General features: G+C 54.2%; 22 protein-coding genes, 1 tRNA gene and 1 pseudogene. 17 read left to right on the top strand and 7 right to left on the bottom strand.

What is annotated here, in order from left to right; all coding sequences use genetic code 11:
• Positions 1-5: 5 nt before the first annotated feature.
• From fmt to QPM17_RS17660, 8 genes are all read left to right on the top strand, one after another.
• The gene (gene fmt, locus QPM17_RS17695; RefSeq protein ID WP_285392374.1) at positions 6-941 is read left to right on the top strand and encodes a methionyl-tRNA formyltransferase; all 936 of its coding nucleotides are present in this window, start codon (positions 6-8) and stop codon (positions 939-941) included.
• Positions 942-2,243 carry a 16S rRNA (cytosine(967)-C(5))-methyltransferase RsmB gene (gene rsmB / locus QPM17_RS17690; RefSeq protein ID WP_285392373.1) on the top strand — a complete coding sequence of 434 codons (1,302 nt, stop codon included), beginning with the start codon at positions 942-944 and terminating at the stop codon, positions 2,241-2,243.
• Entirely contained in the window at positions 2,240-3,643 is a 1,404-nt protein-coding gene (gene trkA, locus QPM17_RS17685) for a Trk system potassium transporter TrkA (RefSeq protein ID WP_285392371.1), read from the top strand. The genes rsmB and trkA overlap by 4 nt, the downstream gene beginning before the upstream one ends.
• Before the next feature lie 127 nt (positions 3,644-3,770).
• Complete coding sequence (gene glyQ, locus QPM17_RS17680) at positions 3,771-4,790, top strand: glycine--tRNA ligase subunit alpha (RefSeq protein ID WP_285392369.1); 1,020 nt, start codon at positions 3,771-3,773, stop codon at positions 4,788-4,790.
• Between the two features lie 2 nt (positions 4,791-4,792).
• Positions 4,793-6,874 carry a glycine--tRNA ligase subunit beta gene (gene glyS / locus QPM17_RS17675; RefSeq protein ID WP_285392367.1) on the top strand — a complete coding sequence of 694 codons (2,082 nt, stop codon included), beginning with the start codon at positions 4,793-4,795 and terminating at the stop codon, positions 6,872-6,874.
• Between the two features lie 138 nt (positions 6,875-7,012).
• Positions 7,013-7,089: transfer RNA gene (locus tag QPM17_RS17670), tRNA-Pro, on the top strand.
• An 873-nt stretch (positions 7,090-7,962) separates the two neighbouring features.
• Positions 7,963-8,205 carry a hypothetical protein gene (locus QPM17_RS17665; RefSeq protein WP_228224517.1) on the top strand — a complete coding sequence of 81 codons (243 nt, stop codon included), beginning with the start codon at positions 7,963-7,965 and terminating at the stop codon, positions 8,203-8,205.
• A 49-nt stretch (positions 8,206-8,254) separates the two neighbouring features.
• The gene (locus QPM17_RS17660; protein WP_228224518.1) at positions 8,255-8,455 is read left to right on the top strand and encodes a hypothetical protein; all 201 of its coding nucleotides are present in this window, start codon (positions 8,255-8,257) and stop codon (positions 8,453-8,455) included.
• A 63-nt stretch (positions 8,456-8,518) separates the two neighbouring features.
• Here QPM17_RS17660 and QPM17_RS17655 read toward each other — a convergent pair whose 3' ends face one another.
• Positions 8,519-9,115: a hypothetical protein gene (locus QPM17_RS17655; protein ID WP_285392365.1), complete on the bottom strand. Its 597-nt coding sequence runs from the start codon at positions 9,113-9,115 to the stop codon at positions 8,519-8,521.
• 342 nt (positions 9,116-9,457) lie between these two features.
• Here QPM17_RS17655 and dcm point away from each other — a divergent pair, with 342 nt between their 5' ends.
• The 6 genes from dcm (at position 9,458) to QPM17_RS17625 (ending at position 16,190) form a co-directional block, all read left to right on the top strand.
• Positions 9,458-10,813, top strand: a complete 1,356-nt coding sequence (gene dcm / locus QPM17_RS17650; protein ID WP_228224519.1) for a DNA (cytosine-5-)-methyltransferase — start codon at positions 9,458-9,460, stop codon at positions 10,811-10,813.
• 2 nt (positions 10,814-10,815) lie between these two features.
• On the top strand, positions 10,816-11,289 hold the full coding sequence (locus tag QPM17_RS17645; RefSeq protein WP_228224520.1) for a very short patch repair endonuclease: 474 nt from the start codon (positions 10,816-10,818) through the stop codon (positions 11,287-11,289).
• Positions 11,290-11,432: 143 nt separating this feature from the next.
• Complete coding sequence (locus QPM17_RS17640) at positions 11,433-13,337, top strand: hypothetical protein (RefSeq protein ID WP_273064149.1); 1,905 nt, start codon at positions 11,433-11,435, stop codon at positions 13,335-13,337.
• On the top strand, positions 13,321-14,151 hold the full coding sequence (locus QPM17_RS17635) for a hypothetical protein (RefSeq protein WP_285392360.1): 831 nt from the start codon (positions 13,321-13,323) through the stop codon (positions 14,149-14,151). Before QPM17_RS17640 ends, QPM17_RS17635 begins: the two co-directional genes overlap by 17 nt.
• The gene (locus QPM17_RS17630) at positions 14,151-14,897 is read left to right on the top strand and encodes a DUF6339 family protein (RefSeq protein ID WP_273064146.1); all 747 of its coding nucleotides are present in this window, start codon (positions 14,151-14,153) and stop codon (positions 14,895-14,897) included. The genes QPM17_RS17635 and QPM17_RS17630 overlap by 1 nt, the downstream gene beginning before the upstream one ends.
• Before the next feature lie 66 nt (positions 14,898-14,963).
• Positions 14,964-16,190, top strand: coding sequence for a type II restriction endonuclease (locus tag QPM17_RS17625; protein WP_285392358.1), 1,227 nt, complete (start codon positions 14,964-14,966; stop codon positions 16,188-16,190).
• 66 nt (positions 16,191-16,256) lie between these two features.
• On the opposite strand, the gene QPM17_RS17620 is transcribed toward QPM17_RS17625, so the two are convergent.
• Together QPM17_RS17620 and QPM17_RS17615 are read right to left on the bottom strand one after the other, a co-directional pair.
• The gene (locus QPM17_RS17620) at positions 16,257-18,029 is read right to left on the bottom strand and encodes an ATP-dependent nuclease (RefSeq protein ID WP_273064142.1); all 1,773 of its coding nucleotides are present in this window, start codon (positions 18,027-18,029) and stop codon (positions 16,257-16,259) included.
• A 17-nt stretch (positions 18,030-18,046) separates the two neighbouring features.
• Positions 18,047-19,078: a DNA cytosine methyltransferase gene (locus QPM17_RS17615; RefSeq protein WP_273064139.1), complete on the bottom strand. Its 1,032-nt coding sequence runs from the start codon at positions 19,076-19,078 to the stop codon at positions 18,047-18,049.
• Positions 19,079-20,242: 1,164 nt separating this feature from the next.
• On the opposite strand from QPM17_RS17615, the gene QPM17_RS17610 reads away from it, so the two are divergent.
• The 3 genes from QPM17_RS17610 to QPM17_RS17600 all read left to right on the top strand — a co-directional run bounded on the left by QPM17_RS17610 (position 20,243) and on the right by QPM17_RS17600 (position 21,925).
• Positions 20,243-20,941, top strand: a complete 699-nt coding sequence (locus QPM17_RS17610) for a hypothetical protein (RefSeq protein ID WP_285392355.1) — start codon at positions 20,243-20,245, stop codon at positions 20,939-20,941.
• 300 nt (positions 20,942-21,241) lie between these two features.
• Complete coding sequence (locus QPM17_RS17605; RefSeq protein ID WP_285392353.1) at positions 21,242-21,595, top strand: hypothetical protein; 354 nt, start codon at positions 21,242-21,244, stop codon at positions 21,593-21,595.
• 18 nt (positions 21,596-21,613) lie between these two features.
• Positions 21,614-21,925: an MbcA/ParS/Xre antitoxin family protein gene (locus QPM17_RS17600; protein WP_273064136.1), complete on the top strand. Its 312-nt coding sequence runs from the start codon at positions 21,614-21,616 to the stop codon at positions 21,923-21,925.
• Between the two features lie 88 nt (positions 21,926-22,013).
• Here the strand turns inward: QPM17_RS17600 and QPM17_RS17595 are convergent, their stop codons facing one another.
• From QPM17_RS17595 to QPM17_RS17580, 4 genes and pseudogenes are all read right to left on the bottom strand, one after another.
• Entirely contained in the window at positions 22,014-23,381 is a 1,368-nt protein-coding gene (locus tag QPM17_RS17595) for a tyrosine-type recombinase/integrase (protein ID WP_285392351.1), read from the bottom strand.
• A 284-nt stretch (positions 23,382-23,665) separates the two neighbouring features.
• Positions 23,666-24,049 (bottom strand): annotated as a pseudogene (locus QPM17_RS17590) (hypothetical protein); the annotation flags it as partial.
• 10 nt (positions 24,050-24,059) lie between these two features.
• Positions 24,060-25,379, bottom strand: a complete 1,320-nt coding sequence (locus QPM17_RS17585; protein WP_285392349.1) for an NAD(P)/FAD-dependent oxidoreductase — start codon at positions 25,377-25,379, stop codon at positions 24,060-24,062.
• Positions 25,376-26,785, bottom strand: coding sequence for an FAD-dependent oxidoreductase (locus tag QPM17_RS17580; RefSeq protein WP_285392347.1), 1,410 nt, complete (start codon positions 26,783-26,785; stop codon positions 25,376-25,378). The genes QPM17_RS17585 and QPM17_RS17580 overlap by 4 nt, the downstream gene beginning before the upstream one ends.
• Between the last annotated feature and the right edge of the window lie 8 nt (positions 26,786-26,793).

Genomic DNA, 26,793 nt, shown 5'->3' with positions numbered 1-26,793 from the left:
TACCCGTGCGACTTGTTTTTGCCGGCACCCCCGATTTTGCAGCCACCGCACTCAAAGCCCTGCTTGCAACCCGTCACCAGGTGGTTGGTGTCTACTCCCAGCCTGACCGGCCCGCCGGTCGTGGCCGCAAACTGACACCCAGCCCGGTAAAGCAGGTGGCCATGGAGGCGGGGATTCCCGTGTTCCAGCCCCAGTCCCTGAAAACCGCCGAAGCCCAGGAACAATTGCGGGCACTGGATGCGGACGTCATGATCGTGGCCGCCTACGGGCTTATTCTGCCCCAGGCGGTTCTCGACATTCCGCGCCATGGCTGCCTGAACATCCACGCCTCCCTGTTACCACGATGGCGCGGCGCCGCTCCGATCCAGCGGGCTATTGCCGCCGGTGACCACGAAACCGGCATCACCATCATGCAGATGGATGCCGGCCTGGATACCGGCGAAATGTTGCTGAAAGTCATTACCCCAATCGAGGAAGACGACACCGGCGGCAGCCTTCATGATCGCCTGGCGGACCTGGGCGGTGATGCCATAGTCAAAGCCCTGGAACACCTGGAGAAAGGTGAGCTGCGTGGTGAAGTCCAGGATGAAAGCCGGGCCTGCTACGCCAGCAAACTCAGCAAGGAAGAAGGTCACATTGACTGGACCCTGGACGCTCCCGCCATCAGCCGGATGATTCGCGCCTTCAACCCATGGCCGGGCACCTACACCGACCTGGACGACCAGCGCATTCGCATTCACCAGGCCGAAATTCTGGAAGACACCAGTGACAGGCATCCAGGCACGGTGATCCGTCGCAGCCGGGAGGGAATCGACATTGCCTGTGGGCTGGAGTCCCTGAGAATCACCCGCTTACAGCTGGCAGGCTCGCGCCCGCAATCAGCCAATGACCTGATCAACGGCGGCAAGGACATACTGATGCCCGGCCAGGAGCTGCACTGAATGAATGACCGGGGCCAGCCAATGCGGGCCGTGGCCGCCCGGGTTCTGCAATCCGTCGAAAATGGCCAGTCGCTGTCACAATGCCTGCCACTCGCCCTGAACGACGTCGCAGACAACGAACGCCCCCAGCTCCAGGCCCTCTGCTACGGCACCTGCCGCTGGTTTCACCGCCTGGATGCGGAATTGCAGGCCCGCCTGAAAAAACCGCTGCGTAAACCGGACCGTATCGTGCACCACCTGATGCTGGTGGCCCTGTTCCAGCTGCGCTTCAGCCAGCAGGCTACCTACGCGGTGCTGAATGAGACCGTGGAAGCCTGCCGTGCCCTGGATAAACCCCACCTGACCGGGCTGGTTAACGGCGTCCTGCGGGCGGCGGAGCGGGAAGGGGAGCCGGAATGGCCTGACGACAGTGCCCGCTTCAGCCATCCCCACTGGATGCTGGAAAAGCTACGCCACAACTGGCCCGATGACTGGCAGGCCATCCTTGACGCCAACAACGCCCAGGCCCCCATGACCCTGCGGGTGAATGCACGCCGTTTTACCCGCGACGACTATCTTCAGCATCTGGCCGATGCGGACATCGAAGCCGCCGCCACGCACTACGCACCCTACGGTATCCAACTGGCGGCACCTGTGCCGGTAGACCGCCTGCCCTGGTTCGCGGATGGTGCGGTAAGCGTCCAGGATGAAGCGGCCCAGCTCTGCACCACCCTTATGGATCTTGCCCCGGGACAGCGCGTGCTGGATGCCTGCGCTGCACCAGGCGGCAAAACCTGCGCTATCCTTGAAAGCTGCGAAGCGCTGGCGGAAGTGGTCGCGATTGACGAATCCGCTGATCGCCTGCCACGGGTACAGGAAAACCTGGAGCGTCTGGATCTTGTGGCAACCCTGAAACAGGCAGATGCGGCAGCAATCGACCAGTGGTGGGACCGGCAACCGTTTGACCGCATCCTGCTGGATGTACCCTGCAGTGCTTCGGGTGTCATCCGACGGCACCCGGACATCAAGCTGCTACGGAGGGAATCGGACATTGTGCCGCTGGCCAGCATCCAGCTGGGCCTGCTGGATGCCATGTGGCAGGTGCTCGCGCCCGGAGGGCGGCTGGTCTACGCCACCTGTTCCGTGTTCCCCCAGGAAAATCACCGTATAATCCGTCGATTCCTGAAACAGCAGAACAGGGCGACCCTGATAACACCGGATGTACAGTGGGGGCGCGATATGGAAACAGGCCGCCAGTTGCTGCCTGCTCCTGAAAGCCATGATGGATTCTTTTACGCCGTGCTGGAGAAACCTGAACCATGAAAATCCTGATTCTCGGCGCCGGCCAGGTGGGCGGAACCCTGGCAGAAAACCTGGCCAACGAAGCCAATGACATCACCGTGATCGACAGCGACAGTACCCGCCTGCGGGAACTTCAGGATCGTCTGGATATTCGCACGGTCCAGGGCAAGGCTTCCTTTCCCACGGTGCTGAGACAGGCCGGAGCAGAAGACGGCGACATGCTGATCGCTGTCACCAACAGTGATGAGGTCAACATGGTGGCCTGCCAGGTTGCCAAACTGTTGTACAAGACTCCCACTACGATCTGCCGGGTCCGGGCCAATGCCTACCTGGCAAAGCCGGAACTGTTCTACCAGCGGGAGCAGAAGAAAGACCTGGACAGCCTGCGGGGCTTCCCCATCGACGTTCTGATCAGCCCCGAGCATCTGGTCACCAAGCACATCACCCGCCTGATCGAATACCCGGGTGCCTTGCAGGTACTGGAATTTTCCAAGGGGCTGGTCCAGTTGGTTGCCATTCGCGCAACACAGGGCGGGCCACTGGTAGGCCATGAATTATCCTACCTGCGCAGCCACATGCCCAAGATCGAGACCCGTGTGGCCGCCATCTTCAGGAAAGGCCGGGCGATCATGCCCCAGGGCAACACCGTTATTGAGGACGGTGATGAAGTATTCTTTATTGCCGCCTCCGACCATATCCGCTCGGTCATGAGCGAACTGCAACCCCTGGAAAAGTCCTACAAACGCATTTTCATCTGTGGCGGTGGCAACATTGGCCAGCGCCTGGCCCATACACTGGAATCCCGTTTTCAGGTGAAGCTGCTGGAGCGCGACCACGAGCGCTGCGTGATGTTGTCGGAAAGCCTTCGTAAAACCGTGGTACTGGAAGGGAATGCGGCCAACAAGGACATCCTGCTGGAAGAGAATATCGAGAATACCGATGTGTTCTGCGCCGTCACCAACGACGACGAAGCCAACATCATGGCCTCACTGCTGGCCAAGCGCCTGGGTGCGCGCAAGGTGCTGACACTGATCAACAATCCGGACTACGTCGACCTGATCCAGGGCGGTGACATCGATGTGGCCATTTCTCCCCAGCAAACCACCATTGGCAGCCTGCTCACACACGTGCGCCGCGGTGATGTAGTAAACGTTCACTCACTCCGCAGAGGCGCTGCTGAAGCCATTGAAGCCATCGCCCACGGCGACCATCGGTCCTCCAAGGTGGTGGGTAAGCGCCTGGATGAGATCAACCTGCCAGAAGGCACCACCATTGGCGCCATCGTCCGCCACAATGAGGTTCTCATCGCCCACGATCACCTGCGCATCCAGCCTGATGACCACGTTATCCTGTTCCTGGTGGATAAAACCCGGATACGGGATGTGGAGAAACTCTTCCAGGTAGGACTGACCTTCTTTTAGCGTAAAATCAGGGCTGTGAAGCTGACTTAGAAATACGCGATTGGCAGGCGTATAATGCCCCTTTTTTCCGGAGTGCCCCGGCCAGATGCCCGGGCGCCACACACAGACTGACCAGCAGGCAAACGTCGTGACAGACAAGGCAAATTCCGAAAACACCCCGGATATCAAAACCTTCCAGGGCCTGATTCTGGCCCTGCAGAATTTCTGGGCGCAGCACGGCTGCGTGGTACTCCAGCCACTGGACATGGAAGTAGGGGCCGGCACCTTCCATCCCGCCACCTTCCTCCGCTCCATCGGCCCGGAAACGTGGAACGCCGCCTATGTCCAGCCCAGCCGTCGTCCCACTGACGGCCGCTACGGGGAGAACCCCAACCGCCTGCAACACTATTACCAGTTCCAGGTGGTGCTGAAGCCCTCCCCGGACGATATCCAGGAGCTGTACCTGGATTCCCTGAAGGCCCTGGGCCTGGACCCGCTGGTGCACGATATCCGCTTTGTGGAGGACAACTGGGAATCGCCTACCCTCGGTGCCTGGGGCCTGGGCTGGGAAATCTGGCTCAACGGCATGGAAGTGACACAGTTCACCTACTTCCAGCAGGTGGGTGGCCTGGAATGCTTCCCGGTAACCGGCGAGCTCACTTACGGGCTTGAGCGCATCGCCATGTACCTGCAGGGCGTCGACAGCGTTTATGACCTGGTGTGGACCGAAGGCCCGGACGGCGTGGTGACCTACGGCGACGTGTTCCACCAGCAGGAAGTGGAAATGTCCACCTATAACTTCGAGCATGCCGACACCGAATTCCTGTTTCACAGCTTCGATGTGCACGAGCGCGAAAGCGCCCGGCTGATCGACGCCGGCCTGGCGCTGCCAGCTTACGAGCAGGTGCTCAAGGCCTCCCATACTTTCAACCTGCTGGACGCCCGGCACGCTATTTCCGTGACCGAGCGCCAACGTTTTATCCTGCGAGTTCGCACCCTGGCCAGGGCAGTTGCCCAGGCGTACTTCGACAGCCGCCGCAAGCTCGGCTTCCCGCTTGCGCCTGAGGCGTTGCGCAAGGAAGTACTGGCCGCGGCCGACGCCGCCGATGACAAAGGCAAGAAGGGCAAGAAAGCGAAAAAAGCTCCGCAGGCACAGGGGAACGCATAATCATGGCAACACAGGATTTTCTGGTCGAACTGGGCACTGAAGAACTGCCCCCCAAGGCCCTCAAGCCGCTGTCAGACGCTTTTACCCGCGGCATTGCCAGCGGTCTGGAAAACGCCGGTATCGGCTTCGGCAGGGTGGAAGCTTTTGCCGCACCACGTCGGCTTGCCGTGCGGGTTCGTGATCTGGAAGACGCCCAACCGGACAAACCCGTGGAAAAGCGCGGCCCGGCCGTGAAAGCCGCCTTTGACGATTCCGGCAACCCCACCCGGGCCCTGACCGGCTTTGCCACTTCCCTGGGTATTACACCGGACCAGCTCGACACCATGGAAACCGACAAGGGCGCCTGGGTGGTCTATCGCACCATTGAAAAAGGCCGCCCCACCGTCGAACTGATGCCGGAACTGGTGGACCAGTCCCTGGCAGCATTGCCCATTCCCAAGCGCATGCGCTGGGGTGCACACCGTACCGAATTCGTGCGGCCGGTACACTGGGCCATCATGCTCTTCGGCAACAAGGTTATCGAAACCCCCATCATGGGGTTGACCCCGGGCAACAAGACCCGTGGCCACCGCTTCCACTGTCCCAAGTCACTGATTGTTCCGAGTCCAGGTGACTACGAAGTTGTATTGCGCCAGGAAGGTTACGTGATCGCAGACTTCGCCGAGCGCCGGGAGCAGATCCGTGACGGCGTCATGGCCATCGCCAGGAAAGAGGCCGGCGGCCAGGCCGTCATTGATGAGGACCTGCTGGACGAAGTCACCGCCCTGAACGAATGGCCGGTGCCCCTGATGGGCCGCTTCGAGGAACGCTTCCTGGAAGTCCCCGCCGAGGCGCTGATTTCCTCCATGAAGGAACACCAGAAATATTTCCACGTGGTTTCTGGCGACGGCAAGATGCTCCCGCTGTTCATCACCGTCGCCAACCTGGAAAGCAAGGATCCGAGCCAGGTGATCTCCGGTAACGAGAAGGTTATCCGCCCGCGACTGGCCGATGCCGCCTTCTTCTACGACACCGATCGCAAGACCAGGCTGGAAGACCGTATCGACCAGCTCAAACCGATCGTGTTCCAGGACAAACTCGGCAGCATCTACGACAAATCCGTGCGGGTTGCCGCCCTGGCCAGCAAAATCGCCGCTGCCATCGGCAGCGATCCGGTTCTCGCCGAGCGCGCTGCCATGCTGGCCAAGACCGACCTGGTCACCGAAATGGTGCTGGAGTTCACCGACCTTCAGGGCATCATGGGCCAGTACTACGCCGCCAACGACGGTGAGAACGAAGAAGTGGCCAGTGCACTGAACGAGCAGTACATGCCGCGCTTTGCCGGCGACGACCTGCCCGCCACCCTGACCGGTTGCGCCGTGGCCATTGCCGACCGCATTGATTCCCTGGTGGGCCTGTTCGGCATCAACCAGCCGCCGTCCGGCACCCGCGACCCCTTCGGCCTGCGCCGCGCCTCACTGGGTGTGCTGCGGATCATCATCGAACGGGAACTGCCACTGGACCTGCAGACCCTGTGCGAATGGGCGGAAGCAGAACACAGCAGCATCAGCGAACCGAACGTGGCCAACACGGTGGTGGATTACATGCTGGAGCGCTTCCGTGCCCACTACGAAGAGCAGGGCATCAACGCCGAAGTCTACCTTGCCGTGCACGCCCGCCGTCCCACGCGCCCGCTGGACTTCGACCGCCGGGTGAAAGCCGTGGAAGCCTTCCGCCAGCTGCCGGAAGCCCTGGCCCTGGCCGGTGCCAACAAGCGGGTGTCCAACATCCTCACAAAGCAGGGCGGTGACAGCATTGGTGAAACCATCGATACCGACCTGCTGCAGGACAAAGCGGAAATTACCCTGGCAGAGCAGATCCGCCAGCAGGCGGAAAAGGTGCTACCACTGTTCGAGAAAGGTGACTACGCCACCGCGCTGAGCTCCCTGGCCAGCCTGCGGGAGCCCGTGGACAATTTCTTTGATGAGGTCATGGTCATGGCCGACGATGACGCCGTACGCGCCAACCGTCTGGCCATGCTCAACCTGCTGCGGAACCTGTTCCTGCGGGTGGCGGATATCTCCGTGCTGCCAACGGCCAGCTAACCGGGACATTCGGAGGGCCACTGAACCGGCCCTCCGATACCTGCCCAGGCATGGCAGGCTCAGCAATTTTACGGATGCCGTTATCTCATACGGGGGCTGGTAAATAACCCGCTAATCCGTATAATACCGGCCGTTGATCGGCGTGTGGCGCAGCTTGGTAGCGCACTTCGTTCGGGACGAAGGGGTCGCAGGTTCGAATCCTGCCACGCCGACCAGAATTCAACGACTTAGGGCGCATCTTCGGGTGGGCCCTTTTTCGTTTCTGGCTGGGTACAGGTTGGGTACATAAACCTGCTACCCCCTCTGATTCACATCACTTCATCGCAGATTGCTTCAGCGCGCCACGTCTGCACACGCTATCGTTCCCGTCAACAGTCACTTTACCACGTCATTTCCGAGTTATTGCAGTTCTACGGCAATTACACCAGACAAACACCTCTTGCATCCCCGTAGCATTGGATCGTGTTCACTACTAAACGGAGATGTCGATGAAAGATACGCAGAAGATGTACTTCTCAGATACGGAGGTGGGAAATTACTACTCAGTATCCCGGTTCACTATCCGGCGCTGGGTTCGGGAAGGGAAATTCCCCCAGGGAAAGAAGCTGAGCTCTGGGTCCAGGCGCTGGCTATTAACCGATCTGCAGAAGTTCGATCAGGAGGTGCTTCGCCGAAATGAGGAGGCGCCGATGGCAGAATCATAAACGGAAGATTCCCGTGCCCTGACCACCACCATCCGGCATCAGAAGCTCTGAGAGCTGGCGGGGCCGGTAAGGACTAAAAAGCCTCGCAAGGACGCGATCCTCGGCTTTTCCTCTGCAAAGACTGAAAGCCTGTCATCTCATCATCGCTGATCGCACGCCTACCGGAATTCACCTCCTTACTCTGCAGAAGGTCCGTTTTCGACGCGGCAACTTTGTCTCTCTGTCTGTTTAAGACTCCTGCCTCTCATCGCCGTCGAGATTCGACATAAAGCCTTTTTTATCAACATCTTGTAACATTTTTCGCTCTTGCACCTCCGCCGCTTTCGGATACCTTCAAGGTGTGCCCCGGACAAGGGGTTCTGGAAACCAACAAGAGATGATTCTATGAATTACACCATTGAAGAGATTATCAAACTGCTAAACGAAGCCCTGGCGCTTGCCCAGAGCGTTGACCACTTCAAAGAGGCGGAGGTGATCCTCACCTGCGAGAAGACGCGCGGCCAGGGTTTCGTGCTCCGTCAACAGCTTCACGAGTATGGAAACTCCGACATCATCACTGGCACTCATCAGGAAGTGGGCGATCAGTTGGCTTCAATCAAAAAGAACAGCTGGTTCAGGACAGCCTGAAGGGCATATCTGGCAGGGATGCCGGACTTAAAAACGTGAGGTGATGCAAATGGAAATTCAGAAGCAGGCAGAAATTCTCCAGACCATTCTGGCCGGAGATCCGGATATTAGTGAGATCCATCTCTTTTTTCACATTCGCTGGGAGGACTGCGTGGCGACAGTGGAACTCTTCTGGAGTACCTATGAGCCAGACCGGCGTTACCTGGCCATTGATTTTGATATGAGGCGGGACTGGACTTTCTCGGTATAGACATGGAGGGAGAGCGCTGGATACTCCCCGTTCTTTAACCGGGGAGTATCCTGCTGCCATGCTTCAGATTTTTCTCATATCGATCCGATGGCCATTTTTGGGATTCATTGCCGATTGAACATCGGATGGAAATTGCTGCAGATCCCGCAGCAGCTTCGTCCCGTTAAAGTTCTGAATGCCTCTCTGATCCGGATCCAGCTGCATCAGCAAATTGTGTGGCATATAGATCGCAAGAAAACCCCGGTAGAGATAGGAATTGCATCGATCGAACCCCCACTCATCCGGATCATTGAACAACCCCCATCCAAGTGTCGGAGTAAGAAGGCTGCCGGTACCACTCGCGATCAGGCGTTCTTTGGCTTTGAAGCTTTTGATCGAAACAGCGATATCGTAAGGGTGCCCCGGCAGAAGAACATCGCCCACCCATTGCCATGCCTTTCCAAACGGCCTGATCTGAATATTTGGGATGCCTGTCAGGCCCAGCCTGCAGAGGCGCTCAGATATAGTTCCTGTCGTCCCGGGTGGAATCGTTGCCTTCGAATTCAGCCCGTCAAGGTAAGCAACGATGTCTTCAATTTTTTTGTATTTTTCGCTGTCGCTAAGGCCTGAGATTTTGAGGTGGTCATAAGCTTGGCCCAGTAGTTTGTCGGCTTTCGTCATTGCTGCTCCGGATTGATTTGCATAGGAAAAGGTACCCCATCGATACCGGGGAATACCAGTATTTCCAATCAGGCGTACCGGACCGTACATCCCGGATAGCCTCCCCCACTGGTCGGGCTGCTGGCTTAAGTCGCTCCGGATTTCCAGCAGAAATTCACCAAAAAATTGCCTCTGCACTGGACACTGTACGTTTAAACAGTACTATCATGTAAAGGTCGGTCAGTATTTGAGAATTGCGTGAATAAATTTCGCGGGAAGACCTGGCCAGGCAGTGTGAAAGTTATTAAAATGGAACTGTTCGGTGACGGAACGTCACAGACTTGACCCAGAAAGGAGTGGGTAATGAAAGATGAAGAAGGCCTTGCCCTTATAAATCAATTACTTGAAATATATGACCAAGGGTTTATTGCCGAAACGCTGAATGAGCTCGGCTTTGATTCATGGTGCCGCGAAACTATCAATCGCTGGGTCAGGGGTAAGGTGGACAGGAAGCTCAGCCACGGCGAGTTTGAACATCTTCAGGCGCTGCTCCCCACGCCTTTTCAGAATTCCGGACATGAGTTCAGGTTTATAGACCTGTTTGCCGGCATTGGCGGAATCAGAAGAGGCTTTGAAGAAGCCGGCGGAAAGTGTGTATTCACCAGCGAGTGGAATAAATACGCCGTCCGCACCTATAAGGCGAACCATTACAACGACGATGAGCATGTCTTCAATGAAGATATCCGCGAAGTAACCCTCTCTGATCGCCCCGAGATTTCAGAGGAAGAAGCGTACGCCCATATAGACAAGCTCATCCCTGACCACGACGTTTTACTGGCCGGCTTTCCCTGTCAGCCGTTCTCTATCGCAGGTGTCTCCAAGAAGAACTCTCTAGGCAGAGTCCACGGCTTCGAGTGCAACACCCAGGGTACGCTTTTCTTTGACGTAGCCCGTATTATCGAGGCAAAACGCCCATCAGCCTTTCTTCTGGAAAACGTAAAAAACCTGAAGAGTCACGATAAGGGTAAGACCTTCAAGGTGATTCTGCAGACACTCGACGAACTTGGCTACGAGGTCGCCGATGTACATTACGATGGTTCCCAGGACCCGAAAATAATTGATGCGAGGCACTTCGTTCCACAGCACCGGGAGCGCATCGTGCTGGTGGGCTTCCGCCGTGATCTGGATGTCCACCATGGCTTTACGCTGAAGGATATCAGCAAGCATTTCCCGGAGCGGGTACCGTCATTTGGCGACATTCTCGATCCTGAAGACGAGGTCGACGATAAGTACATCCTTACTCCTAAACTGTGGAAGTACCTGTACGACTACGCAGCCAAGCACAAAGCAAAAGGGAATGGGTTCGGGTTTGGTCTTACCGGGGCTCACGACGTGGCGAGAACACTTTCTGCAAGGTACTACAAGGACGGATCAGAGATTCTTGTTGATCGTGGCTGGGATATGGATGCCGGCTTTGACGATATGATCAACCAAAGCAATCGCCCGCGGCGACTCACGCCTGCCGAATGTGCAAGGCTGATGGGATTTGACGGCCCCGGGGAATCTAATTTCAAGGTTCCGGTGTCTGACACGCAGGCTTATAAGCAGTTCGGCAATTCCGTCGCCGTTCCTGTATTCCGGGCTGTAGCTAAAATGATGAAACCGCGCGTACTGGAGGCCCGCATCAGAAATGAAGGGCGCAGAACAGAAGCAGCCTGACGATGGCTGACGTTCACGATCCCGCTACCCGCAGCCGCAACATGGCGGCTATCAAAGGGAAAAATACGAAGCCGGAAGTCTTGCTGAGAAAGAGTCTGTTCAGCAGAGGCTTCCGGTTTCGTATCCACCGCAAAGACCTTCCGGGCAAACCTGATATCGTCCTCCCCAAGTATCGTGCCGCCATATTTGTTCAGGGGTGTTTCTGGCACGGTCATACAGGGTGTCCGATGTTTCGCCTGCCAGCTACCCGCCGGGAGTTCTGGGAAGACAAGATAACCGCTAATAAAGACCGTGATCAGCGGAATATAGCCGCCCTCAGAGAGATGGGCTGGCGTGTGCTTGAAGTCTGGGAATGTGCTTTTAAGGGGCCGGGCCGGCTGAACCATGAGTCAATGTCGGATCTGGTAGCAGAATGGATCCTTAACGGTACTGACTTCGGACAGATAGAGGGGCACTCGTTCACTACTCCCGCCTGACCCGTGGTGGTCTGTTAATCCTTCCCCTTCAGCTGCTCCACCTACTCGCATCAGCCCCCCTTAGCCTGGACTGGCGGTAATATAAATGCGACATTAAATCCCTGAAAGATCCAACGCCGAGCATAAAGGGAGGCCATCGCATTATGGCATTGCTGTGGAAGTTTTTGCGGAATGAGGCGGGAGAAGATGAGGGACTTGCAGATGCAGGTATTGAGACTTTCAGAGATGCGCCCTTCGCCGGCCTCGCCCGCGAATGTGGCCAAAACAGTATCGATGCTGCCCGGCGCTCCGGACCGGATGGAAATGTCGAACGGGTAATTATCCGCTTCTGGAAAGAAACTGTACCGACTGAGACTGTGCCTGATATCGCTGGATTCAGAGCGACTATCGATGCCTGCCTGAGTCGTGCAAGAAACAGGCGAGACGATAAAGAAATTCAGTTCTTTGAGCGGGCCAGACGAATTGCCAGCGCCACGGAAATAGACCTGCTGCACGTGATCGATGAGGGGACCACGGGGCTCATTGGCCCATGCGAACCTGGTACACCTTATCACGCTCTCATCAAAGCCAAAGGCGTGAGTAAAAAAGGCGATGATACCTCAGGAGGCTCCTTCGGTATCGGGAAGAACGCTGCGTACGCAGTCTCAGCCCTGAGAAGCGTCTTCTATTCAACGGTCTACGAAGATTCATCTGGTAACAATCAGTTTCTGGCGCAGGCCAAAGCTATTCTCGTTTCCCACAGCAAAGGCCCCGGTCAGGAGCACAGCGCAACGGGATACTGGGGCGAAGCCGAAAATTATATGCCCGCCACAAACGTATCAGGGTTGCCTGAATGGCTGCAGAGAACCGAGCCAGGGACTACAGTGACAGCGCTTGGTTTTTTGTCAGAGGAACAGTGGGACTGGCGTATCGCTGAATCTCTGGTGCGTAATTTTTTCACTGCTGTCCACAACGGGAAAGTGATTTTTGAGGTTGGGGATGAGCTCGTTATTAACCGCGATACTCTGCCAGGACTGTTTGCAAACGAAACACTCCGTGAAGTCGCCTCCAGCCGCGGCTCTGACGAAGATCTGAAGTTCAGTCATAACCTCTATCGCTGCCTCACAAGTCCTGAGAGCGCTCGTTACGAGGAGACCATTCACGGACTGGGCAGAGTTAAGCTGTCTATCCTGATTGAAGACCGGCTTGAGAAGCAGGTTGGTCTGATCCGGAATGGCATGTTCATCACGTCCCGCTTCAGGCATTTCAGAGAGAAACTTGCCCGGTTTCCCCTGCAGAAAGACTTCATCGCAGTGATTGAGCCAATTGATGACAGCGCCTCCGCCAACATCAGGGCTCTTGAGAATCCAAGACATGATGAGCTTTCTCCCGAGCGGATTGAAGACCCCCAGCTGAGTCGCTCTCTGAGAGCAGCCGTCAACAAAATGAACTCCTGGATCCGGGAAAAGATAAAAAGTCACACCACGCTCCCGCCGGATGACGAAATTCAGCTGGATGATCTCAATGACTTTTTCTCAGCTCCGGAAGATAAAACCGACAGAATGCAGAACACGGGCAACAGCGAAAAAGACCCCGCATCGATTAAAGTGAAAATGCGGAAGAAACCGGAGAGCTCAGGTGCATCTGTGTCTGGTGGATCAGAAGGCGGAAGCGGCGGCGAGAAACCGGGAGGAAGCGGAGGAGCTACCAGCGGACCCGGAGCCGGTGGAGGAAAGGGTGGAGCATCTGGCCCCCGTGGAGGGCCGGTCCCTATAAAGGGATTGCGCAATACCGTCCAGGGAGGTGACACCCGGTCCAGAATGATCTTTTTTACGCCAGAGAAGTCGGGCCCGGCAAGACTAGAGGTCATTGCCGCTGGTATTGCCGATGAAGAAAACCTGCCTATAGTCGCAGCAACGGGACATAAGGTAACTAAGGGTGCATGTGAGATTGAGCTGAAAGAAGGGGAGCGGATAGCGATTTCGGTTGAACTGGCTGAACCGTATGAAGGGCCAATTGAAGTCTCGCTCAGACTGAAAGAGGAAAATGATCATGAAGCTCAAGGGTGATACCCGTTTCCCGTACCCGGTACTGGCCAGCTTTACGGATGATTATCCAGCAGCAAAGTTCAGTCTGGAAGTTGAGCCCGTCCGGGAAGTAACTGAAACCGGTGAAGTCGAGATTCGGGGAGAGCTCCGGCCAGGCGAACAGTTTCTCGATCATGCGCTTGCTGAGGGAATGCTTGAGTGCGGATTATACATCACCTGCGAACATACCTACTTTTCAGAGTTTCTTGCCATCTCCCCCGGCAACTGGAAGGTAACCGTTGCCGGCGGGAATCTCAGGGGCGTGGTTAAGCTGAGAGCCATTATCTATGTTGCTGCAGAAACCTTGTCGGTGCCCGCAGGTTCGATACATGAAGAGTTCGGAGAACAGGATTTTCTGCTAAGGAAATACTCTCTCGCCGGCGTGAGTGACGAGTTCGAATTTGAGGCTGGGCTGGATAAGCTGGTCCCGATGGAATCTGTATTCCGTCTTGAATCGACGAGCAGTGTTGAGAACGGCTTGTTCAGGGTAGGTACAGATACCCAGGCGATCGTTATTCAGGTTCATCCAACGCTATACAACTCACTTAATCAGGTCCGGAACAGCGGCCATGGACGTCAGATACTGCTGTCATCGTTGTACCTCCCGTGCCTTATTGAGGTGCTTGATGTCGCTTCCAGGGATAAGTGCGATCATCTCAGGTGGTACCGGGCAATCGAATCCCGTTGCCGTCAGGTAGGAGTAGAACTCGACGGAAAAGATCTCCTGAGAAAAGCGCAGTTATTACTCGACTGCCCGGTCGGCAAGGTACATGAAGCGGTGGAGGCGCTGAGTTAATGAGCCTGAACAAAGTACTTTATGTTGGTCAGGCGGTTGCCGATCAACTGATCGATTCAATAGATGAAAACGTGGATCGATATTGCTCGGAAGGATTTCAGGATCTGGCAGAGCAGGGAAACTGGGAAATTGCTACCAATCTCACCTACGATCCTGGCCCTCTGAAGGAGCTGGACCCGGCGAGGACCGCTGAAGCGGAGATTAATAACTCAATACTTGTATGGCGGTCACTCAGCAGCCTCACGCCTTCTCTGGCAACTGAAAACAGAATCTGGATCCGGTTTACTCACCTTGAATGCCTCGGATTCTCTCAAAAGCGCTGGCTTGAAGGGAAAACAGGAGAGGCTCTTACTAAGGCGATCCGTGCTCATTTTTTTGCTGATACCCGGACGAGATGGAGAGATGATAATGCTGTTTCGCGGCTCTGGTGGAACTACTGGATTGCGCAGAGACTGATGCCTGAGGATCCTGAGAAGGCACTGAGTATTATATTCCGATCAACCGACATGCGGCTCAACACCGTTGAGCGTCCCGGACTGTTTATCCGCCCTGCAATTTCCGCCGGTATACTCAGGACTTTCGCTTCGGATGAATGGGTTCTCGCGCGTGAGGAACGCTGGCGCAAATTCATGACTGAGCTCAATAAAGCCGGAGCTGGTAAGGTCTTCGAGGCGATGAAAGAAACAGAGATAGATCAGCTGATGAATAGATGTCTGGACCGTGCCAAATCAGCCTTAGCACCCTGATTCAGCTCCCGGAATCACGATTGTAACTTCCAGCGATTTCGGAATTTTCCGAGTGGAGATGTAGCATTGCTCGATTCAGTAAACGAGATCTTTGAAGGTGCGGCAGCCAAGTACCTGAGCGCTGTAGATGCCGATCCAGCCAGATCTAACCAACATGAAATCGGCGGGCTGCCCAGCGTTGGCTTTAAAAGCCTTCTTGGGATCCCCGGAAAATCTGATGGCTATCCCTTCCCAGCAATGATGGCCTACCTCACGGACGAGGAAGATGCTGAGCTCTGCCAGGATACAGTTACCTGGTACGACGCACGCTGGAAAAATCCGAAACGCTCTCCGGAGTACCGGCTTTATTACAAATCCAACCCCGTTACAGAACTGATCCAGCCGACGGACTTTTTCCTCGTAGCCAAGAAGCACGACGGAAGTCTTCTACTTCTTTTTACCCCGGCCGGCTCATCCGTAGAGTTTCAGCTGCGCCACCTGTTCGGCCTGTCGGATGTCGACCAGGACTTTACCTCCGCGTCCATGCCGTCACAGACCCTCATTCTCCCAATAAAAATGCTGCTGGAAGAGCTCGGTGTCAGAGCATTCGATGAGAGAGAGGTTCAGAACGACCTGGATATGCTTCTGGAAAGGTTCCCTGACAAGTTTCCAAAAACAGCAGAGTTCTCCGCTTTAGCCAGAGAATTAACTGACTTTGACTGCATTACGGACCCGGATGCCGCTCTGATAGGCTGGATGGAGCGGGAGGAGGCACTCTTTAGGGCGTACGAGCGGCATATTGTATCTGAACGGCTTCGGTCAGGTTTCGGTGCTGCAGGAGACGATGTGGACGAGTTCATAGCATTCTCTCTGAGCGTTCAGAACCGCCGAAAATCCCGGGTTGGTCACGCTTTTGAAAATCATTTGGGGTTTATTTTTCAGCAAAACAGGCTTCCGTTTGAGAAGGGCGGAGGCGCGCGAGTGACCGAAAACAAGGCCAAGCCCGACTTTCTGTTTCCTGAGTTTGGCGCCTACCACGATCCACAATACCCAAGGGAAAGGATTTTTCTTCTCGGCGCGAAAACAACATGTAAAGACAGGTGGAGACAGGTTCTATCGGAAGGCGACCTTCTGGAGCGAAAGTATCTAGCAACATTGGAGGCTGGTATCAGTTCGTCTCAGACGGACGAGATGGTTGCAAAAAATCTGCAGCTGGTCATACCGACCGCCATCCATGGGAGTTTCACTAAAGCACAACGGAACTGGCTATTTTCAATGGCAGATTTTATACACACGGTTAAACGAGCACTTTAATTGATAGTCACCCCGATCTTTGTCGCATCAGCTCGACCTTGTCAGAGCGACCAATATCCTGAATGGTTATCCATGCAACCACTTGATTAAACTGTCGTAGATCTTAGCTAAGTCAGCATTATCGAGGGGAATTTTATCGACCTTAACTCGCGCAAGTGCATCCAGTTCAGCGGAGGACAGGTCGAGCTCTGCTCCATCAGCAAGCAGTTCTCGAAAAGCCGTCTTTATCTCATGGGGACGCGACTCATTATCATAGCTACTTATCGCAAATTGATCCAAAACGATTTGCTCAGGCATTTTTTTTGGTAGATATTCTAAATGGGTACTGAGCCACCTCAAGTACTCTAACTGAGCTAATACCTTGGCTTCCTCATGTGCGGCTTGATCATCTCCACCAGGAATATGGAACTGAGGATCAACCCCGATCTGTTTCTTTAAGAGATCGGTAAGACATGAATAATCAGATGGAGGGATTTCATTTGGATCGGTGAGTTTGGAGACCTTCTTCTTATCACCGTCTAATAATAAGAAGACATTATCGCCCGAAACCATAGCAGCTGGGCCGAGATGTTTTAATATAGCGTCGGCACCGCCAGGTGCTACTTTGATCTCTAAAGCTTCTCGATCACCTTTATCGAGCAATTTTGCGGCCCGAAGCACAATCTGCTGAGCTAAGAAGTCCTCGACTAGTAACCGCCGCATATTAGCTGGAGGTCTCCCTAGCCGGTTCAGGGCAGCGTCCGGGGAGCTCTTCGGGATGACTCGGGCTTGAGATTTACCATTATCCTCAAAAACCTTAATGGCTTCGTGGGGTAATCCTGCGAGAAACTCCGGAGAATGGGTTGACATTACAACCTGATGTTTTTTTATTTTTATTTGTTCCAGTAAGAATCTGAGCAATGCTCGTTGAGCTCCAGGGTGAAGCGAGGTTTCGGGTTCATCCAACAGAATTAGGGAGTATGCGTCAGCATCAAGAACATCCACTACAGCACTGACTGCAGCAATTTCTCCACTACCAGCAAACGCTTCGGAATATTCTGAACCTCTCTTGAAAACAACACTGAGGTCTCTACCTCTGTTTCCTGGAAATAACGAGTGCCGGATTATCTGGGCTGAATCATACACTCTCCCTAAAATTTCTGATGCGGCAGATAATTCCTCGGGAGTCAGAAATCGATTCTCGAAAATACGTTCCTTACGGCCTAGCTTATAGGATTCTTTATTTTTTTCTTTTACAGTTTTCAGTCGGCGAGCGGCATTAAGCATAATATCGCGCTTATTGCCGTCACCAAAATCATCATCAAAATAAAAGTAGCGGTCAAAAGACCCAAATAGTGCTCTGAAATTTATATAAACAACTTTTCTACGAACAGGATTCCAGCGATCCTTTGCCTTTCCTTTATAGTTGCCATCAGGAATCGGCTGCATACCGTCCTTCGCACTTCTCCTGTAGGGTTCCCAATAATCCCTCTTTGTACCTAATCGAGCTTTTCGAGTCTCGACAACATCACCATATTCATCATGCCAGTGGCCATAAAAATAGCGTTGCGGATTCTTTTTATTATTTTCAATAGGATCAAGTTCAGTAGAGAACCAGAACTTAGAAGTAGAATAACCGTATGGCATCCCCCACAAAGCGTGGAGTAGAGAGCTTTTCCCAATCCCATTGGCCCCAACAAGCGCAGTTAATGGAAACTGAAAATCAACGCGGGTGAAGGGTTCTATGTTCTTAAATTTCGGGAAAACCGCGTGCGTAATGTAACCCTTGAGCGGACGCCCCGGCTTAAAGCCTCGGAGGATGCCGACAAGCTCTTCTATTTTTTTATCGTCTGAAGTCATCAATTACTGCCGGCTTTCTATTTTTGAGTAAGATGGTCGCGAATTACTTCCGCCTGAAGTCGAGAGAAAAGCGGGGGTAAGGCATTTCCAATCATTTCCGCAGCAGCATACTTACCCCGGCGCAAAGAAAAAGTGTACTCGGGTGGAAAGCTCTGCAACATCGCTGCCTCTCGCAAAGATATCGCTCGGTCTTCGGTAGGGTGTAGGAAGCGGCCTTTTGACGGATTGATACAGCCACCGGTAATAGTAGGGGACACATCATCCCAGCTCATTCGGCCATACACATCATAATAGCCGTCATGCTTTGTGTGGCATTTGAGTGCGAGCTCAGGCGAGAGTGAGCTCCTGCTACCTCCGTCTTTGGGAATGGCCCTAATAAGCTGCTGAACTCTCTCACTGCGCTTCTCAGGTAGGTTATGCAGCACATCCTTCTCCAGCACATGAACTGGGAGCTCTTCAATAACAGAGCGTACAGTAGTTCTCTGAGATACAGGTTGAGGATGATTTAAAGCCCCCTCTCTAGATGCGAGAAGAACGAGCCTTCTGCGACGCTGAGGTACGCCAAAATCCGCCACATCAAGCACTTCGTCGGTGACTTTGTATCCTAACTTTCTGAGTTCACTCTTGAACTTTAGAAAACGGCTGTAACGTGCAAGATTCGGAACGTTTTCAAGCATTATGGCTTTAGGAAAAACATCCCTGACCAAGCGAAGAACCTCATCTATCAAGCGGTTCCTCGGATCCGACATTCTCCTTTTTTTATTGTTCAGTCGCATGCGGGAAAACCCTTGGCAAGGAGGGCATCCTGCTAGCAAATCCAGCTCTCCTTTCTTGAGCCCACAGGCATTTAAAAGATCGATTGAGGAGAGACTGCGGATATCCTCATTAAATAGCCGGACAGCAGGGTGGTTCGCTGCATACGTTTCCGCAGCTAGTGGATCTAACTCAACGGCTGCTTCTACCGAGAAACCAGCGTCCCTCAGCCCTTGGGTTAAGCCACCACAGCCGGAAAACAGATCAACGGCTTTAAGATTGATCGGAGGTATCATGGGTTCGGTCTTGCATGCCGCATCAGAGAATCATCTACAACTGGTTTTTATGGAGCCTAAGAGAGGTAGAGCCGCTTATCCGCAGATGATGGTATTGCGAACCCGAAAGGAAGTAAACCAAACGTATGTGAAGCCAGCATGCTTCATGTTTTGCAGAGATTGTCCTCCCTCTCTCTGGAGTTCTATGCCTGGGTCCGGAACACTCCGATTAATACGCAAACCATACCACCTGAAGCAGGGCTTCGAGCTCCAAGTGTTCCCGAAGTGGCCTTTCGAATCAGCGACGGTGGTCTTTCATTTTCGTAAGTCCACTTCAAGTCCATTTGGGGTCTGGTTTCCCGGCCACTGACGAGGGTTCGCTTCACCATTCTTCCGAGCAGATTAGCGTCTAAACACACTAAAACTGCGTAAACTTTGCTGGACATAGCAGGTACCGTTTCCGAAAATAACCGTGTCCTGAGGCTCTGCCTCTACCGCGCCTAGCTGGGGCTCGATGAAATAAAACAGCACAGTGATCCGGTCCATTAATCGGATCCAGAAGGCCCTTTCAGGCCCCTTCCCAACGAGCACCTGAAGCTCTCCCCATAACGCCACCCTGGCATCATTAACATCGAACATATCTCGTTTTTCGTTCTGGGAGCCATTCGAAAACCTGATGGGTGCCCATCAGACAGCGCTCCCGGTTCTGGTTGTATGACCTTTAAAAAATTGAGATGCATTAGGCTTGGAAAGAACTCACCGCCCGAAATCAGGCACTGGGAGCTTTTTCCAACTACGCAGGTAACGAAACCCCGAACGAAACCTTTCGGGCCGGGTGGATCTCCCCTGATCAGCGGTGCGTCATCACCGTCATCGCTCAGTTTTCGTGCTTGCCCTCACTCACCGTGCAATACGGTGCCCGCTCCCCACGACTCATGGTGACGACATGAAGCCCGCCCCGGCCAGAAATGGTTTGCTGGTTCGTGAGGAAAATTCAATCGCGCTCGCAGCAGCGCCAACGTAGGACCGGAGCCATGATCTGGAAATGGTTAAAACTGACTCAGCTACGGGGACAGGGCCTGCGTGTGTGGAGAACCTAGAGGTCCTGACCCCATATGCTGAGGGTTTGCCACACGACAATGCTGCACATTTACAGGAGATGAACTGCTATCGAGGAAAGATGAAATGACGAAACAAAGAAAACTTAAACGGAATCACCAGAAAAGGAATTTCGGGCTGGGTCACCAGCCGGATTATGCTGCTAAGATGGCTCTCGCAGAGGCATATGGTGGAGATAGCCATTTCTACACACGGTTTACCCATCATGCCCGATTCCAGAACTGGCTCGCCTGGCTGTCGGAACTCGACCCGCCGATTCGGGATCTTCGGAAGATTACCAGGGATCATGCTGTGGCGTACGCAGAGTACCTGGCCAAGGCGGTTACGGCCGGAGCTGTGGAAGTGGCCTATGCACAAAATCTGATCTCGACAGTGAACACCGTCATGCGGGCAGTACGCCTTGACCGGGAGATCTGGCTGTCGCCGTCGGATTCGGTCGGAAAGCGTTCATATGTCCGCACAGTCTTGCCAATGGCACCCTGGGACAAAGTGATTGAGGCGGTAAGGCTGTCAGAGCATAAAGGAAACTACCGGGGAGCTGCTCTGATTCTTCTCTGGCGAGCGTTTGGTATGCGGTTTCGGGAAGGTGCGTTAGCTGATCTGCGTCGCATGAAAGCAGAAGCTGACCTGTATCAGATGGTCTGGATCAAGGAAGGTACGAAAGGTGGTTTCGTATCCGATGACCGGTGGATTCCCGTTGAAGCGTGCAATGGCAGGCTCTGGACTATGCCCTCCATACGATCTCTGAAACCGGATCTTGCCTGATCGATACCAATAGTTCCCTGAAGGAATTTCTCAACCGGCATGCCACTCCGGTTCGCAAAGTACTGAAGCAGGTCGGGATTGAGTGCCCGAAAGACCTCCGGGCAGAAAACTTTATCGAACTGTATGAAAGAGAAAGTGGTCAGCCGGCTCCGCTGAAGCAAGACGGGCCCTTTGACAGAGCTGCAGACCTAAATGCCAGACAGGCAGTCGGTCACAGGGGCGGTCACAAGCGTCTGACGATTTCATCATCCTACGTCGGAAAACGCCACCGTTCGGATCAGGCCGGGAGGAAGTCAGAGAATGAATCTCACCAGCATAATTAAGCGGATTAAAGCCGGTGAAGGCGGTGACCGGGCACGGCGCCGCCATATCAGCCGCATCGAAAAAATGGTGGCCGCAGTCGAAGTTCGATTTCCGGAAGTTAAAAGGCACCAACAGATTCAACAGAAGCACGTCCGCTGGCTACTGGAGCACTGGTGTAATCCGTCCACAAAAAAGGATTACCGTAGCTCACTTCGATTACTGCTGGAGGCCCAGGACCGGGACCCGAACTGGCTCAGGCAGCTGGGAATGCCTCCGGCTTCATCGGGCGGCCGGCCAAGGGACGTTACGATAATACGTTCCCGGTCAGCAAAAACCTGGCTGGAATACTGAAGACCAGGCATAAATTACGTGAGCGAGGTTGTCAGACCCAGCCGTAATCGTCTGCTGCACATTGCTGGCACTGGCTGGGCAGATTTACGTTATCCTTATCTTGTAAGCCTTAACTGGAGTGCTCCGATGCCGGCGGAAGATCTGAGGGAAACGGTTTGGCGTGAAATTGTAGATCTGTTCGAGGGCGACGAGGATTCCGCCCGTGACTGGATGTCACGACCACGAATTCCTTTGGGTCACGCTACTCCGGCAGAGATGCTGGGCTCTCCTGAGGACATTGCCCGTCTTAGACAATTTATCCAGCAAATCCAGCGGGGAATTGTTCCCTGAGTTTTCCGGGATGGCACATACCAAATAGATCGGGACCATTTTCTGCCGCGGCCCCGATCTTTTATACAAAGGGTTTAGGGCAGCAACGTCAGACTGTCTGATTATGGGCATCCGCTTTAGCAGCTAAGGAACGCCCTAGCAAATCCCACGCATTTCGCATCTGATCCATGCTCTCACCATGCTGATACCGACGACGGACACTGCCCAGGGGACGGTGATTTTGGCAGGCATCAATAATATCTGGTGTTACGTTGAGCATTTGCATCTGAGTTGCCCCTGTCCGCCTCAGGTCGTGAACCGTCCAGTGACCATCAGGCAGAATCAGGGTCGAGTGGTTTTTCGTGCGGCCTTTTTTCGGTGGTGCATCAGGATCACGCTGGCGCTCGCACACAGCCTTGCTCAGGACTTTAGGCAGCATGTAAGGACGGTCTTTTGATTTTACTGATGGCATCATCCAGCCGGTGTGGCCTGTGAGCTTATGTAGCTCGGCAAACCACTTCTTCGAGTAGTCTGACAAATGGATGATGATCGGATCGCCATTCTTTGAGTTTTCATCGGGAATGAGCCAGGTGCTGTTATCAAAATTGAGGTGATCCCACCTTCCTTTAAACAGCTCGATACCCCGGCACATTGTTCCAAGAAGGATATGGACAGAGCATTGCAGATTCCGGGATAAACCGGACTCTGGCAACAATTTGTACAGCTCTTCCAACTCATCTTCTTTTGTCCGGGTCGCACACAGGACCCGGGTTCTTATTTTGTCTTTCCCGCCAACATCCGCTTTTTCTACACAATCTAGTACTGAGTACTCAATAAATTCCCGTTTTACCGCTAATCGGAACATCGCCTTCGTGTACAAAAGTACCGAATTCGCCATGGAGTTATGGCCGGCAGCAAGAACAGGGTCGACAGCAGCAAAAAAGTGTTGGCGAGTAAATTCTTTGATTGGTATGGATCCAAAACGACCAAGCAAATGGTTCTGTAAGATTGTCATGGCATGTATTCCGCCATCATCGTGTCCGCTCGTCTTATTCGCCAGCTTGGTTGCATAAACAGCAGCCACATCGTTTAAAGTCCGTAACGCCTGACGCTCTGCAATTTCCCGCAGATGTTCAGCTTTCCGCATCTCCGCGAGCTTCTTTTTTTCTTCCTGGGGGTCCTCTCCCTGTCGAATACGGACCCGCCATTCCTCAGCCAGCTCCCGAGCTGAACGCGTTCTCAGTCCGTCGCAAAAAGCACCAAGGGAATGCTTTCGCCCAATCCACTGACCAGAACCGACCTGAACCGTATACCTCAGATGCCAGATCTTTTTTCCGCTGGGAGTTACACGCAACACCAGGCCGGTGACAGTTGAATCCTGAATGTAGGTATCTTTCTGACCGGGTGTCAGTTTCCGGATCAGTTTATCCGCTGAATCGGCGCTCCGTGGAAGGAGCTCCCTGTTTTTTACTGCCATTTTCTGACTCCGTTAATGCTAATTTTAGAGAACTTTGGGTACTGGCTGGGGACAGTTTCTGGCTTAGGTACACGCTGGGTACCGGTAAAACGTCTTGCCACAATCTGAACCCAATCAACACACAAAAATTCTATAAAAAACTATATAAATCATATAGTTGTTACGAATTAACGGAAACGAAATGAACCTGAATGAACCGAAATGAAACACTACACTATTTTATTCGGGACGAAGGGGTCGCAGGTTCGAATCCTGCCACGCCGACCACTTTCCCGCATTATCAATCAGTTATGAAATAACCGCTCGTCCTCTGTCACTTTCCAATTGCCTGGATACAAGGCATACCCAAAGAGTGCATAACCACCATAAACCAATTCCGTACCCTCCGGAATCCAGAGCATCTGGCCGGGTATTACATGGTGGGTCTCGTCCGCCGCTGTTACTAAAAGCTCGCCTTCGATCACAAAGATGACCTCATCGTAGAGCAATGTCCAAGCAATTTCGGCGCCTTCCCAGCGGGCAAAACCAGCCCCCATAGTGGTGCTCAGCGCCCCATCAACGGTGCGTCCGATGGCGGCATGCCCGGGTGGCCCGCCGCGGTGTTTAAAGGCAGTCTCTTGATGGTCGAATTTAACCGCACGAATCGGGGATTGGTTCATACCCACGTCCTTTTTAAAATCATAACTCGCTCCGGCTCGCCCAGGCGGCGTGAACCATACGGGTCTTTACACCCACACTGAGAAAAGGTTGCGGCGGATTCATGGCGGGCTTACCCGATACCGCGAGCATATCCGCCAGTTGACTGGAATCTTGACCTGTAGCCAGTTCTGCAATCAACTTGCCGGAGATGGTTCCCCTTGCGGCACCCACACTCTGATGAACTCCTGACATCCAGGCATGATCACCCACTTCGCCAAAGAAGGGAGTGTAGTTTCGGGATAGCCCACAGGCACCGCCCCAGGTGGAATCGAAAGGCACATGTTCCAGTGACGGATAGCGCGCCAGAAACGAGTCCCGATGGCCCTGGCGAATGGCGGTGCGGCCGGCCAGGTTGTCGTGGTACTTGGGAACAAACCGGTACTGGTTGCGGATGATCAATCGTCGATCCGGTGTAAGTCGCACGGTTGTACCGGCATGATCCGCGGGTGTCAGGCCAAAGTGGTGTGGCGCCTCACTGAATAAGTCCATTTCCTGATCGGTCAGCTCCCGGGTCATGCTGGCGAACGTCATTACCGGTAACATCCGTCCCTTGAGGAAGCCGAATTCCTGGGAATAGATATTGGAGCCCAACACCAGGTTTTTGGCCCGCACCTCGCCCTCCGGCGTCACTGCGTGCCAGTTGCCGTTACTGCGGGACAGGCCGACCACCGGCGAGTCCTCGTGGAGCTCTACATTGTCCGGCAGCGTATCTGCCAGTCCGCGCACCAGAGCCGCCGGTTGCATGAGCGCTGTATCCGCAGTGTAGATAGCGGCCGCGTAATGAGAAGTACCCAGAATTGGGCGCAGATCTTCCCGTTCGAGCCTTTTGTAAGGGTAATCAAATTCCCTGAGAAGCTTTTCGTAGTTATCCAGGTACTTGAGCCCGCGTTTGCCCACCGCGCCCTGGTATTTACCGGCAAGGGACCAACCACAATCGATATTATGGCTTTCAACCAGTACATCCAGATCCTTGATGGCATTGCGGTTGAGACCCAGAAGCTTCTGTTTACGGGCGAGGTCATCGCCTTCCAGGTCCCGTTTGTGGGGTAAATCGATAACGAATCCGGTATTGCGGCCGGAAGCGCCTTGCCCCACGCGCAAGGCATCCAGCAAGACCACTCTTTGGCCGGGTCGCAGTTCCGCAAGTCGTCGCGCAGCCGCCAGACCCGTGAAACCGGCACCGATAACCAGCCATTCGACGTCTTTACAGATGGTCAGCCGGCGCGCCTTGGCGGGCTCTGCGAGCAGATGATACCAGCCGTTGCATTTATCATCCCGGGGAATAATGGACTCCGTCATACCAGCTCCTCGGTGGCTTTGCCACAGGCTTTTATCCAGTCACTGCGACTGCTCATGGCCTCCTTGCCGACCAGGGCAAAGCCGAGCATGACCCCATCATCGTCATGACATTGAATACGCACGCCGTCCCCGATTCTGTCAACGCGCCATTGGACAGCGACTTCAGAGGGCGGAACCACCACACATACCGGCGCTGCCGGTGTCTTGACCATTACCGGCATCACAGGATAATCAACCGGGGTTGGTGTGCCATCAATTGTCAAAGCCAGCGCCTTGATGCCGGCATTAATAGGCGCCAGGTAAGGCAACAGCTGACCGTTGAGTTCGACGGCATCGCCAAGGGCGTAGATATTCGGTATGGATGTCGCCAGATAATCATTGACCTGAATGCCACGGCCGCATTTGACACCGGCCTCTTGCGCCAGACTGATGTTTGGTGAAAGTCCCACGGCACTGATGAGCAAATCAGAGTCGAGCGTTGTGCCATCAGTCAGCGTCAGGCGATACGAGCCATCGGGCGCGCTTTTTACATCAGCCAACGAGCGGGAGAGGTACCACTGCACGCCGATTTCACTAAGTCCCCGACGCAGTACTTCGCTGCCAGCTGCCGGCAACAGCCTGGGCAGAGGCCGGTCCGCGAGGCCTACCACATTTACTGCATGGCCGGCCTGGGCAAGGTCATTGGCAAACTCGCAACCAATGAGGCCATCGCCAATAATGGTGACCCGGGCGGGCTCATCCAGGCAATCAAGTTTGGCCCGCATCCGCTGATAGTCCTGACGGTCATTGACGGCAAGCAAGGCGCTCTGATCACCGGTAAATCCAATACGAATGGGACGCGCACCGGTTGCCAGGATCAATTGTCCATAGCTCATGTCACCAAGGCGGGTCACAAGTGTTTGCTGCCTGGTGTCAATAGACAATACTGGACAGAAGGCGTGGACCCTGATCTCAAGGCGCCGCTCTATGGCCAATGCAGACTCTTCAAGTAGGGAATGAGCGTCCTTTTTCATCGCCAGGGCATTGGATAGTGCCGGTTTTGAATAACGGCCGCCATCGTCCGCGGTAAAGACATGAATTTCGCGATCGGCATTGAGAGAACGCAAGGCCTTGGCAAGACCATAGCCCGCGTGACCACTTCCAATAATCACCACCGGGCCTTCCGGTACCATGCCCGAGGGCATGGAGGCGCTTTCAGCTTCCGCGGCCAAAAGCGCTACCGGCGTTTCAGGCATGTCGCAAGTAATCTCCAACATTTCGAAATCGGCCTTGCCGACACCGCAATCCGGGCATAGCCAGTCATCGGGTACATCTTCCCAGCGGGTGCCGGGAGCTATGCCGTCTTTAGGCCAGCCTTTCGCTTCGTCGTAAATGAGGCCGCAAACAACACAAAGCCAGGTTTTCATAGGAGATC

It is taken from the genome of Marinobacter azerbaijanicus (genome assembly GCF_030250645.1).
Taxonomy (GTDB): Bacteria; Pseudomonadota; Gammaproteobacteria; order Pseudomonadales; family Oleiphilaceae; genus Marinobacter; species Marinobacter azerbaijanicus.
The sequence above is the reverse complement of the archived record's forward strand: the minus strand, read 5'-3'. Positions and strand labels throughout refer to the sequence as shown.